This is a genomic window from Vibrio chagasii (assembly GCF_002954585.1).
GTDB lineage: Bacteria > Pseudomonadota > Gammaproteobacteria > Enterobacterales > Vibrionaceae > Vibrio > Vibrio chagasii_A.
The window spans coordinates 1,320,063-1,336,739 of the sequence record NZ_MSCI01000002.1; the positions used below are offsets into that span (position 1 = coordinate 1,320,063).

Here is a 16,677-nt window from a genome sequence, read left to right on the forward strand (position 1 = left end):
AAATGGTTCAAACACGGAAAGGATCACCATCGAGCAATTTAGTTAGTCAATCGACCTTGATTAGCTTGGTTGTATTATTAAAGAGAAAGGACACTCAATATGAAATACAAGTTAAGCTCCGTATTTTTGTTAGTTGCAGCAGCCAGTGGTCATGCTAACGCTGGAGAATGTGGCAGCGTAACAATCGCAGATATGAACTGGAACTCTGCAACCCTCATCGCCAACATCGACCAATTCATCCTTGAACACGGTTACGGGTGTGATGCCGAGCTCATCCCTGGTGATACCATGCCAACTGGTACATCCATGATAGAAAAAGGCCAGCCCGACGTTGCACCAGAATTATGGAGTAACAGCCTCAAAGACGCGCTTGATAAAGGTGTTGAAGAGAAACGACTTCGCTACGCAGGTAAAGCACTTGTAAATGGTGGTGAAGAAGGTTTTTGGGTTCCGTCTTACCTAGTTAAACAAAACCCAGAAATGGCGACAATCGAAGGTGTACGTAAGAACGCTGCGTTATTCAAACACCCTGAAGACCCAGATACATCCGCATTTTATAGCTGTCCTGCAGGTTGGAACTGTCAAATCAGTGCTGCAAACCTGTTTGAAGCTCTCAATTTAGAAGACAGTGGTTTTACTATCGTTGACCCTGGCTCAAGTGCTGGTTTATCTGGCTCTATCGCGAAAGCTTACGAGCGTGAAGAAGCATGGTTCGGTTACTACTGGGCACCAACCGCAGTTCTTGGTAAATACGACATGGTTAAAGTCGACTTTGGCAGCGGCGTTGATAAGGAAGAGTTTATCAGCTGTACGACCCAAGAAGGCTGCGAATCACCGAAAGCAACCATGTACCCACCTTCTCCTGTCCATACAATTACCACTGAAAGTTTTGCGTCGCGCGCACCGGAAGCGTACGACTACTTTACTAAGCGTGGTTTCACTAATGAAAAAATGAATGCCTTACTCGCTTGGATGGAAGACAACCAAGCCGATGGTGAAGAAGCAAGCATACATTTCTTGAGTGAATTCCCAGAAGTATGGCACCCATGGGTCTCTGAAGAAGTCGCGAAGAAAGTTGAAGCTGAGCTTTAATAGCAAGACTTAGAGAGTAGTTATATCTCTATGGCTACGCTTCAATTCAATGGAAATAACGTCGCTATACTTGATGTTATTCGTAATTCGGAGCCTTGTTCACATGGCATTGCACTGTATTGAACAAGTCGCTCCGAACTATAAGGATATAAAATGGCTGACAGCAATTGGTTATCGAGCTTCCCTGAAATGGAACGCTCTGATTTGCGAGCAATTAAAAAGACGCTAGACGGCGCATATCGTGAGTTTTCCCGTGAATATGGCGAAATGATCGAATCATTATTTGACCCTCTTCTTTCCTTCTTAGTGTGGTTTGAAAAACTTCTCATCTCTACCCCATGGCTCATCGTTCTTGGTGTTTGCACTGGTTTAGTTTACGCAGCGAGTCGCTCTTGGAAACTGGCACTAGGCTGTGTCGCTTCTCTACTGCTCATTGGTTACTTTGGTATGTGGGAAGATACAATGCGGACACTCAGTATCATCACTGTTTGTACTCTGGTGTCTATTTTCCTGGGTATTCCTATTGGTATCGCCATGGCGCGCTCTAATCGCGCACAATCCATAGTGACACCGCTGCTTGATATCATGCAAACCATGCCGGCATTCGTTTACCTAATCCCTGTTGTGATGTTACTTGGTATCGGTAAAATCCCAGGCCTAATCGCCGTTGTTATCTACGCAATTCCTCCGGTTATTCGTTTGACTAACTTAGGTATTCGCTTGGTCGATAAGGAAGTGCTAGAGGCAGCGACCGCTTTTGGTGCAAGCAAGAAACAGCGTTTATGGGGCGTACAGCTACCCCTTGCAATGCCAGCTATCATGGCTGGTATCAACCAAACCATCATGATGGCGCTATCGATGGTAGTTATCGCGTCAATGATTGGTGTTAAAGGCTTGGGGCAACCCGTTCTTAAATCGATTACCAACCAATACTTCACTCTAGGCTTAATGAATGGGTTCGCTATTGTTGCACTCGCGATTCTATTTGACCGAGCTTCGCAAGCTTATGCACGTAGAACCAACGCGCACCTAGGAGGATTCAAACATGACTAAACCATTAATCGAAATTAGTGGGCTGTTCAAAGTGTTTGGGCCCAAGCCTTTGTCTGTTATGGACCGCGTGAAAAAGGGTGAACACAAAGATGCTATCCTTGCGGACACCGGTCATACCGTCGGCTTGAAAGAGATAAATCTTCAGATTAATCGAGGCGAAATTTTTGTCATTATGGGGCTTTCGGGCTCTGGTAAATCAACACTCATTCGTCATTTCAACCGTTTGATCGATCCCACTGAAGGAAAGATCACGATCGAAGGTATCGATGTAATGAGCTTGAATACCAAAGAGCTAGAAGAGTTTCGCCGCCATAAAATGTCTATGGTATTTCAACGCTTTGGTTTGATGCCACACCGTAGCGTTGTTGAAAACGTCGCCTACGGCCTAGAAGTTCAAGGCATTAAGAAAGAACAGCGATTGGCTAAAGCAACAGAGTGGTTGGAAACGGTAGGTCTTAAGGGGTATGGGAATCAATACCCTGCCCAACTGTCAGGTGGTCAGCAGCAACGTGTTGGTTTATCCCGAGCATTGTGTACTAACGCTGAAATCTTGTTGATGGATGAAGCCTTCTCTGCACTCGACCCCCTTATCCGAAGTGAGATGCAAGATCAGTTGATTGAACTTCAAGAGAAGCTTCATAAAACGATAGTATTCATCACTCACGATTTGGATGAAGCACTTCGTCTCGGTGACAGAATCGCGATCCTTAAAGATGGCGAGTTAGTACAGCAAGGCACACCACATGAGATTCTTCTCAATCCTGCTGATGACTACGTTGAAGCCTTCGTTAAAGATGTGAATCGTGCTCGAGCTCTTACTGTTGAAACGGTTATGCAGCCTCCGTTGTATCGAATCACTTCAGAGACCATAGAGGGTGCGTTGGCGCAGATGAAAATGCTCAAGCACGATTACGCCTACCACGTAACAGACGACGGTTACCAAGGGCTTGTTACGAAAGAGAGCCTCGAAGATGCGGTAGAAGACTCTTCTGTTCATGATTTTAGTGATGAAATCTACGAGGAAGTACCCGCCGTGTTACCTGATGCTGTGATCGAAGAAGTCTTGCCAGACACAATGTCTTGTGATTACTCACTGCCAGTCGTTGATGAAGACGGTAACCTCAGAGGCGAACTAGAGAGAAGTGCAGTCGCGGACATCTTCTCCGAAACTAGCGACGAGGAAGCAGAACCTGCCCCAAAGCCAAAGATTGATAAGGCATCCTAGCCGTAAGAGCCGCCTAATTTAATGTATATATGGCCACTGATTGTATAAAAACAGTAGTGGCCTTTTTTCTTTTCGTTTATGCCTAGCTAGCATGAAAGTTGCTATAGGTTAATGTCGAGTAACCGCCTCTTAAATATATAGTCATTTAAGTGCATATTTAGTAAGGAAAAACACCTGACAACCGTGCGTTAGCTTGGTCACAAAGATGGCTATAAGCGTATGTCCATAAGCACTAATTCCCATCTTTATATGCCAACCAGTTGAAATTATTCTAAAAAATGACTAAAACTTAAGAGTGGACAGAGATATTGGCCTTCAAAAATCGGGCTTGTTTATAGTTCAATAAAAGGATTTTGATTGATGAACTCGACAATAGCGTCAGACACAAAGACAGATGTAGATCAGCAAGCCCATGAATTGCTTGTTGACGAAAGCGTTCTGGAGCAAATGATTCTAGACACCAGTGCCGATATCATTCCAATTTTAATCGACCACTATGTAGAAGAATCACAAAATAGATTGGTCGCGATTCAAGAAGCCGCAACAAGTAAAGATGCCCAAACACTCGAGTTTGAAGTACATACGCTCGGTAGCACCGCACTCTCACTTGGCAATCGCCCTTTAGGCGAATTAGCAAGAGCATTAGAAAAACAGTGCTTAGAACAAAACCACGAAGACGCGTTTTCAAAAGTTAGCGAGTTAATTGAATTGGCAGAACGTTCCATTGAGGCGTTGGTCCAGAGAAAAAATGCTGGTTTTAGCTAGCTTATCTACGTCATATGTAACAGATATAAGATTCAACATAGCTAGTGACCAATATCTAGATTGATGGTCAACTTTCACTATGCTATTGATTGATTAGGATAAAGTTTCAAAAGGAATAACACAATGCGCCCTAAAGTATTGTTAGTTGAAGACTCCACCTCCCTCGCCGTACTGTACAAACAGTACGTTAAAGATGAGCCATACGATATTTTCCATGTCGAAACAGGTTTGGAAGCGAAAACATTTATTGAAATACATGCTCCTCAGCTGGTTATCCTTGATCTCAAATTGCCCGATATGCCGGGAGAGGAAGTTCTAGACTGGATAACCGACAATGACATCCCTACCGCCGTCATCATCGCGACAGCTCATGGTTCTGTAAATATTGCTGTTGATTTAATTCAACGCGGCGCGGAAGACTTTTTAGAGAAACCAATTCAAGCTGACCGCCTAAAAACATCAGTTAACTTGCACTTGCGCAGAGCCAAACTCGAAAACCTTGTCGATGACATTCAAAGTAAGTTTGATCGTGATCGCTTCCATAACTTCATTGGCTCTTGTTTACCAATGCAAGCTGTTTATAAAACTATTGACTCTGTCGCTCCCACTACCGCTAGCGTATTTATTAATGGTGAAAGTGGGACTGGTAAGGAAGTATGTGCTGAAGCCATTCACCAAGAGAGTCAGCGCTGCGATAAACCATTTGTTGCCATTAACTGTGGAGCTATCCCTCGTGATTTGATGGAAAGTGAAATCTTTGGTCATGTTAAAGGAGCCTTCACTGGAGCAACTACAGACCGTAAAGGTGCGGCGATGCAAGCCCATGGCGGCACACTGTTTCTTGATGAGCTTTGTGAAATGGAACTCGAGATGCAGAAGAAGCTACTTCGATTCCTGCAAACGGGTACCTTTACCCCGCTAGGAGGCAACAGAGAAATCAAAGTCGACGTTAGAATCATCTGTGCAACAAATCGCGATCCGCTTTTAGAGGTCGAAGAGGGACGATTCCGCGAAGATCTTTATTACCGTGTACATGTTGTGCCTATTGAGATGCCACCGCTGAGAGAAAGAGGAAGTGACATTGTCACTCTATCCAATCATTTTCTTAAGCTATATGCGAAACAAGATAAGAAAAGATTCAAATCAATCGATAAAGAGACTCAAAGCCTACTAAAACGCTATTCATGGCCTGGTAACGTACGTCAATTGCAAAACATCATTAGGAATATCGTGGTGTTAAACAATGAAACTAGCGTGACTAAAGAGATGCTACCGCTACCAATCAATAAGGCTGACGCTGCCGCACCTAAAAGCGTGACACCAATACGAAGTGTCACGGTGGATCCAGTAACACCTACTATTGCTGAAACTAAGCTTCCACCAATTACGCCCGAAGAGCTCGAGCGTTCATCAGCTAGTGATGTTCAAAGTTCTCCAGCGACACCGGCCTTCACGACGAGTGATGGTGCTATTCGACCTATGTGGCAGATTGAACGAGAGGCAATACAACACGCCATAAACCATTGTGATGGCAATGTTTTAAACGCAGCGGTGCTATTGGAACTTAGCCCATCTACTGTTTACCGTAAAAAACAGGCTTGGGAATCTGATGATGAGTGTAATCAAGCCTAGTACACTTATACCAAATGAAGTTTGGCTGTTAATAGACAGCCAAACCTTTGGTGGAATTGAAACCCATGTCATTGAGCTTGCACTCGGTTTGCTTAAGTATCAGTGTGAAACCAGAGTGGTCCTGCTTACCAAGTTTGCCCCTCTCCCTCCTATCGTAACGCGACTAACTGAACTAGATATCCCTTTTAGTCACCTTAGCGAATTAGCGTCTAATCAAACCAACGCACTTTCTCAGCTAAAGCAAGCGATAGAACACTATCATCCCTCCCATATCCACGCCCATGGATACAAAGCAAGCATTGTGAGTAAACTGGTGAAGCTAGTGATCCCAAGCCATTGTAAGCCTCGTCAAATATCGACGTATCACGCAGGCGAAACACCTAAAGGCAAAGTTTGGCTCTACGATTTTTTAGATAGATATACTGGATTCCTGTCTAATCACTGTTTTGTTGTCAGCAACAAAATACAAGATAAGATCCCGTCGCAAACCACCCTGCTTAATAATTTTATTGCGATCCCTGATAGCACCGTGACCTCGAAACATTTAGATGACGAGGGCAAGAGTGACAAAATTTATCACGTTGGGTTCGTCGGACGTTTAAGCCACGAGAAAGCGCCTGATCGGTTTGTCGCCCTCGCTCAATCTCTGACTTATCATCATTTTCATCTATTTGGTGATGGTCCGGAAAGGCAGGCTCTTGAACAAACCAAGCCCGATAACTTAACCTTGCATGGTCATCAAACAAGTATGGACAATGCATGGGAAACCATTGATGTTTTAGTCATCCCATCTCGCTATGAAGGGTTACCGATGGCGGCACTAGAAGCCATGGCTCGCGGTATTCCGGTTATCGCGTCAAAGGTTGGTAACCTGCCGAAACTCATCAACCACCAAGACAATGGTTACATTGCTCAGGACGAAGCTGACCTACTGACTTGTTTGGTTGATTGGATTGCACTTTCTGAGCAGAAAAAAATGGGTATGGCCGAAAAAGCCAGAAATACCATCATCGAACAATACTCTCCACAAGCCGTTATTCCACAGATTCTAGCCTGCTACGGTGCATAACTTTTCCACATCATAGATTTAATCCAAATAACAATGGCAAGCGTGTTTCCAATTTGATTCTCATTTTGACCAGCCTCAACTCAAAGTTTCAGAAAAATCTAAATTGAATATAAACACAATAACTTAGCGTCATTCGATATGTGGCATTCACCTTGCTATCTAATTAATTCAATAATAAAAAACGCTAGGGATTTACAATGAGAGACCAAGTTAATCGAATACCGCTAATTTTAGGACTCTCACTTCTAAGCCTTATTATTGGTGTTGCTTGGTATCTCTTTCCTCACCCGGTCGTGGTCTTGGTACTTGCTTTTATACCTCTGGGCGCGCTATTTATTATCAACAAAGCGTTTTGGTTTGTTCTATTGTTCGTCGTCTTCTCGTTTTTCAGAATTCACGAAGCACTTCCCGTCCTTTTTCCGATGAAAATTCCTTTTTTGCTCTCTGTGGGCGCACTGTCTGCTCTTCTCTGGCACGCGTTCGTCAGTAAAGAGCTAAAAATCTTCTGGCATCACTCTTTCAATTGGCTTGCTATATTTTGGGTTCTTACCATCATTGGTATCTTATTCGCGTCAAATCGGCCGATTGCATTAGCTGAGTTCACAGGGATTTATTGGAAAATCATCGTTATGACACTCGCGATCATGTGGCTAGTGAATACCACCGAGAACCTTGCGAAAACGGCGATGACCATCATCTATGCAGGAGCATTGGTCAGCTGCATTGCAGTATACAACTCGGCAAACGGAATTGGGCTCGTTGAAGGTTCTAGGGTAACAATCGGCCGAGATTTTGGCTCCATGTTAGGTGATCCAAACGACCTAGCTTTAGTACTCATGTTCCCGTTAGCATTTACGATAAGCCAAGCAAGCACTCCGGGAATACCCTGGTTTAAACGAATTATCAGTGCCCTCGTTTGCCTGCTATTACTCGCGGCCATAATTGCGACACAAAGTCGTGGTGGACTGTTGGGATGTATCGCCGTTATCGGCATCTTCGCATGGAAATTGATTCAATCTAAACTCTTGTTAATGTCTGGCGGAGCAATTGCCGTAGTCGTCCTTTACTTAGTTGCTGGGATATCAGACAGAGCTTCAGGTGGTGCGGCCGAAGAAGGTATAGATGAATCCGCAATGGGTAGAATCTATGCGTGGGAAGCTGCATTCAAAATGGCGTTAGACAACCCTCTTACTGGTGTTGGCTTAAACAACTTTTTTTCAAACTACTTCTTTTATAGCTCTTATTGGGATGGCTTAAATCACGCTGTACATAGCACATGGTTTGGTGTTCTGGCTGAAACTGGATTTGTTGGATTGATCATTTTCGTAGCGCTTATCGTCTCTCTGATCAAAACCTCTCGAGCTACTTTGGCGCGACTTAAAGCTGGGGGTGCCATTGTCCCACCAGAACTCAATGCTGTGGCCTACGCGGTCTATGCAGGTCTGATCGGTACCATTGTATCCGGTACTTTTCTTACTCAAGGCTTCAACTGGCCGATTTACATCCTCGCAGCGCTCACTGTTTGCGTTTCGAATGTATCCCAAACTGCTTGTCAAAATGAGAAAATCTAAAAGCGATTTTTTAAACAACTGAAATTATTAAACTTATTAACTGGCACACAATATGAAAGTACTTCTATATAACAAAACAGAAGGAACTTCATTATGACGTCAGCATCTATCCATCAATTCAAACACTGGCTTAAGTTTCACCCTAATTCTCGAATTAGAAATGTGTTTTTCATTTTGAAAAATATCAGAAGCGCCGAGCTCCCTACACCTCAAATCTTTAATCGCTGTCTGTACCAGACGCACAAGCTTGTTGTGAACATCATTGGCGGTTTTACCCGCTTTTGTTATTGGACACCAGCGTTCAAAGGCAGAGTCGCTCAGTGTGGTAAACGCCTTTATCTTTATGGTGGCCTTCCTTTTGTAAGTGGTCCGCTACAAATCTCAATCGGTGACGATTGCCGCGTATCTGGACACACCACTTTCTCTGGCTGTACCCAACCGCTAGAAGGATTAGAGCACCCTCTACTCTCTATCGGCAACAACGTAGACATCGGTTGGCAGTCGACTATCGCGGTCGGAAAGCGAGTCATCATCTCAGACAACGTTCGTATCGCCGGTGGTGCTTTTCTGTTCGGTTATTCAGGCCACCCACTTGATGCAACGCGAAGAGCACGAGGCGAAGGTGATGACCCACAGCAGATTGGCGATATCATTCTTGAACAAGATGTATGGCTTGGGACCAATGTAACGGTTAAAGGCGGTGTGACAATAGGTGAAGGCGCAGTCGTTGCTGCAGGCAGTGTGGTAACGAAAGATATCCCTGCATTCTCTATTGCAGCGGGAAACCCGGCGAAAATCGTGGGACACATCAAATCTGTAGAGGTTACTGAATCTGACGTATTCGACTCACTAGAAACGCACGGAGGCGACCATGCGTGATTTAATCGTCTTCGGTGAAGATTTTGGCGGCCTTCCGTCTTCAACACAACACCTCGTTCGTCATCTTGCAAAGCGACACAAAGTACTTTGGGTTAATTCTATTGGCCTAAGACAACCAAGACTGTCAATCAAAGATGCAACGCGAGCATTCAACAAGCTGTTTGGTAAAACCAAAGCAGTGACACAGAACATGCTTGACTCACAAGGTCATGACAATATTACGGTCGTTAATCTCAAAACGATTCCCGCACCAGCATCAGCGGCATCGAGAAAAATCGCGCAACATATGATGCTACGTCAGTTGAAACCCATCATTGCTGACCTACAACTTAAAGCACCGATTCTATGGGCCTCATTACCAACGGCTGTCGATTTATGTGGTCACTTAGGGGAATCATCTGTCGTATATTATTGTGGTGACGACTTTAGTGCATTGGCAGGTGTTGACCATAAAACCGTGGCTAAGCATGAGTCTGAGTTAATTGAAAAATCGGATCTTATCTTTGCAGCCAGTAAAAAATTGATGGCTAAATTTCCAGAGGGTAAAGCTCAGCTCTTGCCACACGGCGTAGATGTGAGCCTGTTTTCAACACCAGCTCCACGTGCCAAAGATTTGCCAAGTAGTCACCGCCCTATTGCAGGTTTCTATGGCAGCCTTTCTAAATGGCTAGATTACGACATGATTAAGAAAGTTGCGAAAGCAGTTCCTGAATGGGATTTCGTTTTTATCGGTCCGAACGAGCTAGATACGCTTATGTTACCTAATCTGGATAATGTGCATTATCTTGGCCCACGTCCTCATCATACGTTACCAAGTTACTCGCAGCATTGGGACGTAAGCCTTCTACCGTTTGTTGATAATGAACAGATTCGTGCTTGCAGCCCACTTAAGTTAATGGAATACCTGGCGGCGGGTACGCCCATTGTCACAACACCGTTCCCTGCGCTTGTTCCATATCAGGAGCACGTGACCACAGTCGGTAGCGCAAACCAAATGATTTGGGCATTAGACCATGCTCGTGATTTAGCAAACTCACCAATCTCTGTTGTAGAAAAAGACAGCTGGAAAAACCGCGGTAACTTTGTACATTGGATGTTGGAGCTATTATGAACAGCCTTAAATTACGACTGTTGGGCTTATTGAATGCGGCGTGGCGTCAACGTTACGTAATATTTGTGCCTATTCTGATCTTGCCTTTCGTTGGTTTTGGTGTAAGCAAACTTGCACCAACTAAATACGATTCGCACACCAGCATGTTGATTCAAGAAACCGCTAAAATGAACCCGTTCCTTGAGGACATTGCTGTCTCGACCATGCTTAAAGATCGTATGAGTGCTTTGAGAACCTTGCTTCACAGTCGCCATGTACTCTACTCAGTCGCAGAAGAGCTTGAATTAACGACTCCTGAGATGTCTAACGTTGAGAAACAAGAAATAATCACAGACTTGTCACAGCGATTATCCGTCAATCAGCTAGGTAAAGACTTTATTAAAATCAGCCTTAGCTCAAATACTCGTGCAGGAATGGAAGCTACTCTGACTTCCGTTAGTCAGCACTTTATCGAACAATTACTAGCACCAGAACGGTCTTCAATCCAAGACTCAAGTAGCTTTCTAAAAATCCACATAGATGAGCGAAGTGCTGCACTGGCCGAAGCGGAAGAAGCGCTCGCTAGATACGTAAACGAGAATGTTCACTCAACGCCAGAAGTTCAGAGTCAAAGCTTGAACCGATTGGCTTCACTTAAACAAACACTTGCAGAAAAAGAGGCGGAGTTGTCTGGCGTTCAAAAAAGTCTTGGTTCTATCGATCAACAATTGTCTAAAACCAACCCAGTGATCGGCCGACTAGAAGACCAAATCATTGATACTCAAAGCGCACTAACCCTGCTAAAAGCCAAGTACACAAACAAACACAGCGCAGTGCAAGCGAAGATGCTTGAGCTAGAAAGGTTAGAAAACGAAAGAAAGACACTACTTGCGCTTAAGCAGCCTGGTTTAAACAGTGACCAGTTATGGGATATTGCGAGTAGCACAACCATGAGTAAGCTGTCTGACACGCAACCTTTACTCGTGACTCAACTGCATAGCCTTCAGTTAGTTCGTGCCCAATTTGAATCTCTTAAGGAAGAAACAAAAAGCCTTCGTACCATGATCTTCGAGTTAGAGCACAAAGCGAATAACTTTGGTGATAATGCGAAAGAGATGTACCGACTTCAACGTGACGTAAAAATTAAGCGCCAACTTTACGATGAGTTAACCGAGCGATATGAGATGGCTCAGTTAACAGGTTCACTCGGTGTATTTGAAGAGAACAAGCGAGTGAAGATCATTGATTTGCCTTATACACCAAGTATTAAATCCAACATGCCCACATTTCTGTTTGTTATCGCTGGTTTAGTCGCGGGGATTGGATTGGGAATTGGTCTTGCGATACTTTTTGAGCTCTTCGATTCTTCTGTTAAACGAAAAAGTGAAATTGAAGACATCTTGAATGTCCCAGTTATCACCGTCATTCCCAAAATGAATTAGATAACCAAATATCACGAAAACACCAACCTTTGTTGGTGTTTTTTTGTTTAGAACGGGGCAAAACGCATGTTGAGTTGCTCTTTATTTGCGACTTAGTTCTTTGATTTACTGTCGTGTTTTGATTCCCAATTTGAGAATGACAAACCCAAGCTCTCAGTAACGATATAACTTATTGAAAAAAATAGATTAATAAACTGGCATAGCACGTGCAATAGAGTGACCGTAACAAGAAAAACAACGAATTAAAGCTAGGTGCAACATTAAAAGCGTTATCGCAGGGAGCGTCATCATGGCAAATCAACAAGTCGCTAGAACAGGTAAAAAAATAATACATGTCGTTCAACACCTAGCCCCTGGAGGTCTTGAAACACTGACCCTGGATCTACTTCGCTTGGCAAAACCAGTAGACCGAGTATTGATTGTGAGTCTTGAAGGAACTAAGAAAGAATCCATCGACAACTGGCCTAAGCTTCAACCTTATGAAAAACAAATCGTCTTTATGGACAAAGCGCCAGGTGTTCAAGTTAATATTATCTCTAAGCTAGTAACCGCGTTTAAAGCAATTCGTCCAGACGTGGTTCACACTCATCACATCGGCCCACTTCTTTACGCAGGCTGTGCCGCTCGCGTTTCTGGGGTCCCTACACGCATTCATACTGAGCATGACGCTTGGCATCTACAAAACAATAAACGTCGCCGCTTGCAGGCACTTGCGTTAAAAGCAGCGAAGCCAACACTAGTGGCTGACGCAACTTGTGTGTACGAACAACTTCGTTCTGCTTTTACCTACAGCAATATCATCACTATTAAGAACGGCGTTGATTGCGACAAGTTCAAACCAACATCCAAAAGCTATGCAAGAAAACAATTAAATCTTCCTCTAGACAAAAAAATTATTGGTTGTGCAGGTCGATTGGAGCACGTTAAAGGCCAAGACCAACTGATCAAAGCCCTAGCACTTCTTCCTGAAAATATGGTCGTTGCTTTCGCTGGTGATGGTTCTAAACGAAAAGAACTCCAACAGCTTGCCAACCGCCTTAACTTAACAGACCGCATTGTTTTTCTCGGCCTAGTGGAAGACATGACCACCTTTTACGGCGCGCTTGATACCTTTTGCTTACCTTCTCGTCATGAGGGGTTACCACTTTCGACACTAGAAGCTCAAGCATGCAACATCCCATCCGTTGCGATGGATGTGGGTGCCGTGGATGAAACATTGTGCCCTGTTAGCGGAACGCTTGTGAAAAAAGGAAGTATCACTGGCTTAGCTCATGCGCTACTAGAACATCAAGGTGAACGTTTCCTATCACCTCGCCCATACATTCTGAATAACTTCGACATAGTTAAGATGGTTGCTTCATACGATGACATTTCTGAAGGAGTATACGCATGATTGATTGGGTACTTGCAAGTTTATGTTTGTTCTCTGGAGCACTTATTGTCTACCATCATGCAGCATATCCAATCCTGCTACGCTGGTACGCAAAGGGGCATCCGGCTCGCCAAGTTGAAGAGAGTCATCGTTGTTATAAAGATGAAAAACAAGATTGTACGCTACCGACTATCACGATTTTGGTGCCAGCATTCAACGAAGAACAATGGATCGCAGATAAAGTCCGTAACCTTGCTTCTCTCGACTATCCAAAAAAGAAGCTGCGAGTGATTATCGCGTGTGATGGCTGCACTGATAATACTGTCGACATTGCTCAGATGACGATTCAAGAAGCAATGTGCAGTGACATCCACTTCGAAATACATGATCACATTCAAAACCGAGGTAAAGTGGCTGTAGTAAATGAAGAAGTGACAAACATAACCAGTGACATCACTGCACTTAGTGACGTATCAGCCTTGATATCATTGGATGCACTTTTAATTGCAGCTGCTCATTTTAAAAGTGACAAGGTTGGTGTTGTTAACGCGACTTATCTGTTATGCCCGAAAGGAAACGAAGGTGAAAACGCCTACTGGCGATATCAAACTGCAGTTAAACAATGTGAAGCATCTTTGGGCTCCAGTTTAGGTTCTCATGGCGCCTTCTACTTGTTTAGAACTTCGCTTTTCGAGCCCATGCCACTCAATACAATCAATGATGATTTCATTTTACCAATGCAAATCGTTAAACAAGGCTACATCGCTGAATACGAAACTCAAATGGTAGCACTTGAGCTTGAAGAGTCGAACCTCAAAATCGACTTCAAACGTCGCTTACGTATCTCGGCAGGCAACATGCAGCAAGCTATACGACTGTTCGGCTTGTTCAGCCCTAAATTCAAAGGTATCGCTTTTGCTTTCTTTTCAGGAAAAGGGCTACGCCTACTGACTCCCTATTTAATGATCATGTGCTTAGTGTGTTCAGTTCTCCTGAATCACTATTTAGTATTTGAAGCACTAATGTGGGCACAGATTTCGGTATACACCATTGGCTTACTTGGCTGCATATTACCAAAACGCCTAGTCACCAAACCTGTTTCATTAATTTCTTATTTAGTCGTCGGGCATTATGCCAACTTCATTGGCGGATTACGCTACTTATTCGGGCTTGAAAACTCACCTTGGACTCGAGCAAATCGTTAAGGATTGACCATGAAGAACATTGACCAACTATCAAATCACAACCTATACCAATACAAAGTCTCTCGTGCGAAGCGTACCTTCGATTTTGTAAGCTCATTGGTTGCACTTATTATCTTGTCACCAGTGTTCCCTATCATTGCCCTAGCGATTGTTCTCAATTCTCGTGGTCCAGTATTTTATCGTCAGCTTCGTGTCGGTAAATCAACACCAGAGAAAATGGAAATCTTTGAGATAATGAAATTTCGAAGCATGTATGAAGATGCCGAGTCTCGCTCTGGTGCGGTTTGGGCTACACAAAACGACCCAAGAATTACACCTGTAGGTCGCTTTTTAAGAAAAACTCGACTTGATGAAATCCCTCAGTTGTTCAATGTACTAAAAGGTGAAATGTCTCTAATTGGTCCACGCCCGGAACGCCCTACTTTCTACACGAAGTTAGAAAACGAGATTCCTTACTTTGCAGACCGTACTTATGGCGTTATGCCTGGTATCACAGGGCTAGCACAAGTTAATCAAGGCTATGACACTTGTATTGAAGACGTGCGCCGTAAAGTTGGATTCGACCACAGTTACGCATTAAGCCTATGCTCGGTGAAATCTTGGATTGCCACTGACCTAAGCATTATCACTAAAACGATCGTTGTGATGGTTGATGGCCGAGGTCGCTAAAAGTCGACTTTGTAGTCATTTATCAGATTCTGTCACGGGTAATTCTGCACTTTTTGATTTATGTCCTATTAAAACCAATGAGTCATTAATTACTCATTGGTTTTTCGATTTTATATACCATTTAATATTCGATGCCGCTTTGCTATGAAAATTGGAGAGCTTAAATTATTTACTACCGTCGTTGAGCTTGGAAGCTTTACCGCTGCTGCGAACGCGCTGAAACTTCCACGAGCAAACGTCAGTCGTCGGATCAATGATTTAGAGAAATCTCTTAATATAAATCTGTTCTTCCGTACTACGCGCAGCCTATCAGTTACAAAATCTGGCGAGCAGTATTACAACGAACTGTTGAAGACATTGAGTGCATTGGAAGGTCTATAACAATAATACAGAAAGCGTCGAGTTAGTTACTGTGACCTAAAAGACCAACACGCAATTTACCTAAGCAATAAGCAAAAAAATACCGCTGAATCCATCAGCGGTATTTTAGTATTCAAACTATTTGACTTGGTTGCGCTTCGCCCACTCTTGTAACGCATCACCCATCGTTAATCCTGTTGAGCTTTTCATCCAAAGCATGAAATCACGATCAAACTTAAACTGCTCACCAAGTTGGGATTTAAAATATCGACGGACATTCTGAGTCGTTTTATAGCTATCTGTGATTAACGTGTTCTCATCTATATGATTTTTGTGCCAATCTACCTTTGTCATGTACTCTAATTCCTTATTGAAAATAATTAATTCAAATTGCGCCGGAACAGCGTCTAATTACACGTTTCTTGGTGCGAACATAATAATCGCCATACCAAGTAGCGCCACCGAACCACCAACTAGATCCCAGGTTGTTGGTTTCTCACCATCGACAAGCCACAGCCATACCAGCGCGACTGAGATGTAGACACCACCGTAAGCCGCGTAAACACGCCCTGTCGCTGTAGGGTGCAGAGTCAGCAACCAAGCAAATGCTGCGAGGCTTAATGCCGCCGGAATAAGTAGCCAAACACTCTTGTCTTCCCTTAGCCAAAGGTAAGGTAAATAACACCCTACTATTTCCGCTATCGCCGTAAGTACAAATAGACCTACCGTTTTAAATTCAATCACAACTTACCTTTACCCACTAAAACCAACCCAGTTCATTCACTCAATTAACCACTTCTCTCCGCTAATTGCTTTTACCCAAGGCAGCCTTCAAACCTTGTGCGTCTTTACAACCAATATAAATGTGTTTTCCACCGCTTAAGATTAGCTTTATTGCTGAGCCTGTCGATGCGTTATACAACCAACCATCGCTCAACATTCGGATACCAATACCTTGATACCACTTGGTTTGGTAAAACGATGTGTCGACGATATCAGATACCTTCACAACCTTGCGCCAAAAACCAAAGCCGAAATACCAAGTCAGCGTGTCACCTTTGAGCTCAATCGTCATGGAGAAAAAGACAATTGCAATTAAAGCGTTTATCGACAGGGCAAACAAGGCGCCGAAGCCGTTGTTCGATGTAAATACAATAAACACGCTAAGCACAATGAGGATCAGCAGCAACCCTTTGTTGAGCTCTTTGCTATAAAACATACTTCAAATTCCTTTTGCTAGAGGTGTTGGTAAG

At 43.6% G+C, this 16,677-nt stretch carries 16 protein-coding genes and 1 pseudogene; 14 read left to right on the top strand and 3 right to left on the bottom strand.

Features of this window, described 5'->3' with window-relative positions; genetic code table 11:
- The first annotated feature begins 99 nt into the window (after positions 1-99).
- The 14 genes and pseudogenes from BTO10_RS14030 to BTO10_RS14095 form a co-directional block, all read left to right on the top strand.
- Positions 100-1,092: an ABC transporter substrate-binding protein gene (locus BTO10_RS14030; RefSeq protein WP_004742220.1), complete on the top strand. Its 993-nt coding sequence runs from the start codon at positions 100-102 to the stop codon at positions 1,090-1,092.
- Between the two features lie 153 nt (positions 1,093-1,245).
- On the top strand, positions 1,246-2,145 hold the full coding sequence (locus BTO10_RS14035; protein WP_105024922.1) for an ABC transporter permease: 900 nt from the start codon (positions 1,246-1,248) through the stop codon (positions 2,143-2,145).
- Entirely contained in the window at positions 2,138-3,370 is a 1,233-nt protein-coding gene (locus BTO10_RS14040) for a quaternary amine ABC transporter ATP-binding protein (RefSeq protein WP_105024923.1), read from the top strand. Before BTO10_RS14035 ends, BTO10_RS14040 begins: the two co-directional genes overlap by 8 nt.
- 360 nt (positions 3,371-3,730) lie before the next feature.
- Positions 3,731-4,135, top strand: a complete 405-nt coding sequence (locus tag BTO10_RS14045) for an Hpt domain-containing protein (protein ID WP_105024924.1) — start codon at positions 3,731-3,733, stop codon at positions 4,133-4,135.
- 123 nt (positions 4,136-4,258) lie between these two features.
- Positions 4,259-5,767 carry a sigma-54-dependent transcriptional regulator gene (locus BTO10_RS14050; RefSeq protein ID WP_105024925.1) on the top strand — a complete coding sequence of 503 codons (1,509 nt, stop codon included), beginning with the start codon at positions 4,259-4,261 and terminating at the stop codon, positions 5,765-5,767.
- Positions 5,748-6,836, top strand: coding sequence for a glycosyltransferase family 4 protein (locus BTO10_RS14055; RefSeq protein WP_105024926.1), 1,089 nt, complete (start codon positions 5,748-5,750; stop codon positions 6,834-6,836). The genes BTO10_RS14050 and BTO10_RS14055 overlap by 20 nt, the downstream gene beginning before the upstream one ends.
- 197 nt (positions 6,837-7,033) lie before the next feature.
- The gene (locus tag BTO10_RS14060) at positions 7,034-8,407 is read left to right on the top strand and encodes an O-antigen ligase family protein (protein WP_105024927.1); all 1,374 of its coding nucleotides are present in this window, start codon (positions 7,034-7,036) and stop codon (positions 8,405-8,407) included.
- Positions 8,408-8,500: 93 nt separating this feature from the next.
- Positions 8,501-9,286, top strand: a complete 786-nt coding sequence (locus BTO10_RS14065; protein WP_004742213.1) for an acyltransferase — start codon at positions 8,501-8,503, stop codon at positions 9,284-9,286.
- Entirely contained in the window at positions 9,279-10,397 is a 1,119-nt protein-coding gene (locus BTO10_RS14070) for a glycosyltransferase (RefSeq protein ID WP_105024928.1), read from the top strand. The genes BTO10_RS14065 and BTO10_RS14070 overlap by 8 nt, the downstream gene beginning before the upstream one ends.
- A complete protein-coding gene (locus BTO10_RS14075) occupies positions 10,394-11,818 on the top strand; it encodes a GumC family protein (RefSeq protein WP_105024929.1) in 1,425 nt (474 codons plus the stop codon). The genes BTO10_RS14070 and BTO10_RS14075 overlap by 4 nt, the downstream gene beginning before the upstream one ends.
- A 289-nt stretch (positions 11,819-12,107) precedes the next feature.
- Positions 12,108-13,211 (top strand): glycosyltransferase, encoded by a 1,104-nt coding sequence (locus tag BTO10_RS14080; RefSeq protein WP_105024930.1) that lies wholly within the window; start codon positions 12,108-12,110, stop codon positions 13,209-13,211.
- The gene (locus BTO10_RS14085) at positions 13,208-14,395 is read left to right on the top strand and encodes a glycosyltransferase family 2 protein (RefSeq protein WP_105024931.1); all 1,188 of its coding nucleotides are present in this window, start codon (positions 13,208-13,210) and stop codon (positions 14,393-14,395) included. Before BTO10_RS14080 ends, BTO10_RS14085 begins: the two co-directional genes overlap by 4 nt.
- Positions 14,396-14,404: 9 nt before the next feature.
- Entirely contained in the window at positions 14,405-15,064 is a 660-nt protein-coding gene (locus BTO10_RS14090; protein WP_105024932.1) for a sugar transferase, read from the top strand.
- A gap of 144 nt (positions 15,065-15,208) precedes the next feature.
- Positions 15,209-15,436: pseudogene (locus tag BTO10_RS14095) on the top strand (LysR family transcriptional regulator); the annotation flags it as partial.
- 126 nt (positions 15,437-15,562) lie between these two features.
- On the opposite strand, the gene BTO10_RS14100 reads toward BTO10_RS14095, so the two are convergent.
- From BTO10_RS14100 to BTO10_RS14110, 3 genes are all read right to left on the bottom strand, one after another.
- Positions 15,563-15,778 carry a DUF6434 domain-containing protein gene (locus tag BTO10_RS14100; RefSeq protein WP_105024933.1) on the bottom strand — a complete coding sequence of 72 codons (216 nt, stop codon included), beginning with the start codon at positions 15,776-15,778 and terminating at the stop codon, positions 15,563-15,565.
- Between the two features lie 57 nt (positions 15,779-15,835).
- Entirely contained in the window at positions 15,836-16,168 is a 333-nt protein-coding gene (locus BTO10_RS14105; RefSeq protein WP_105024934.1) for a YnfA family protein, read from the bottom strand.
- Between the two features lie 61 nt (positions 16,169-16,229).
- Entirely contained in the window at positions 16,230-16,643 is a 414-nt protein-coding gene (locus BTO10_RS14110) for a hypothetical protein (protein ID WP_004742201.1), read from the bottom strand.
- Positions 16,644-16,677 lie beyond the last annotated feature (34 nt).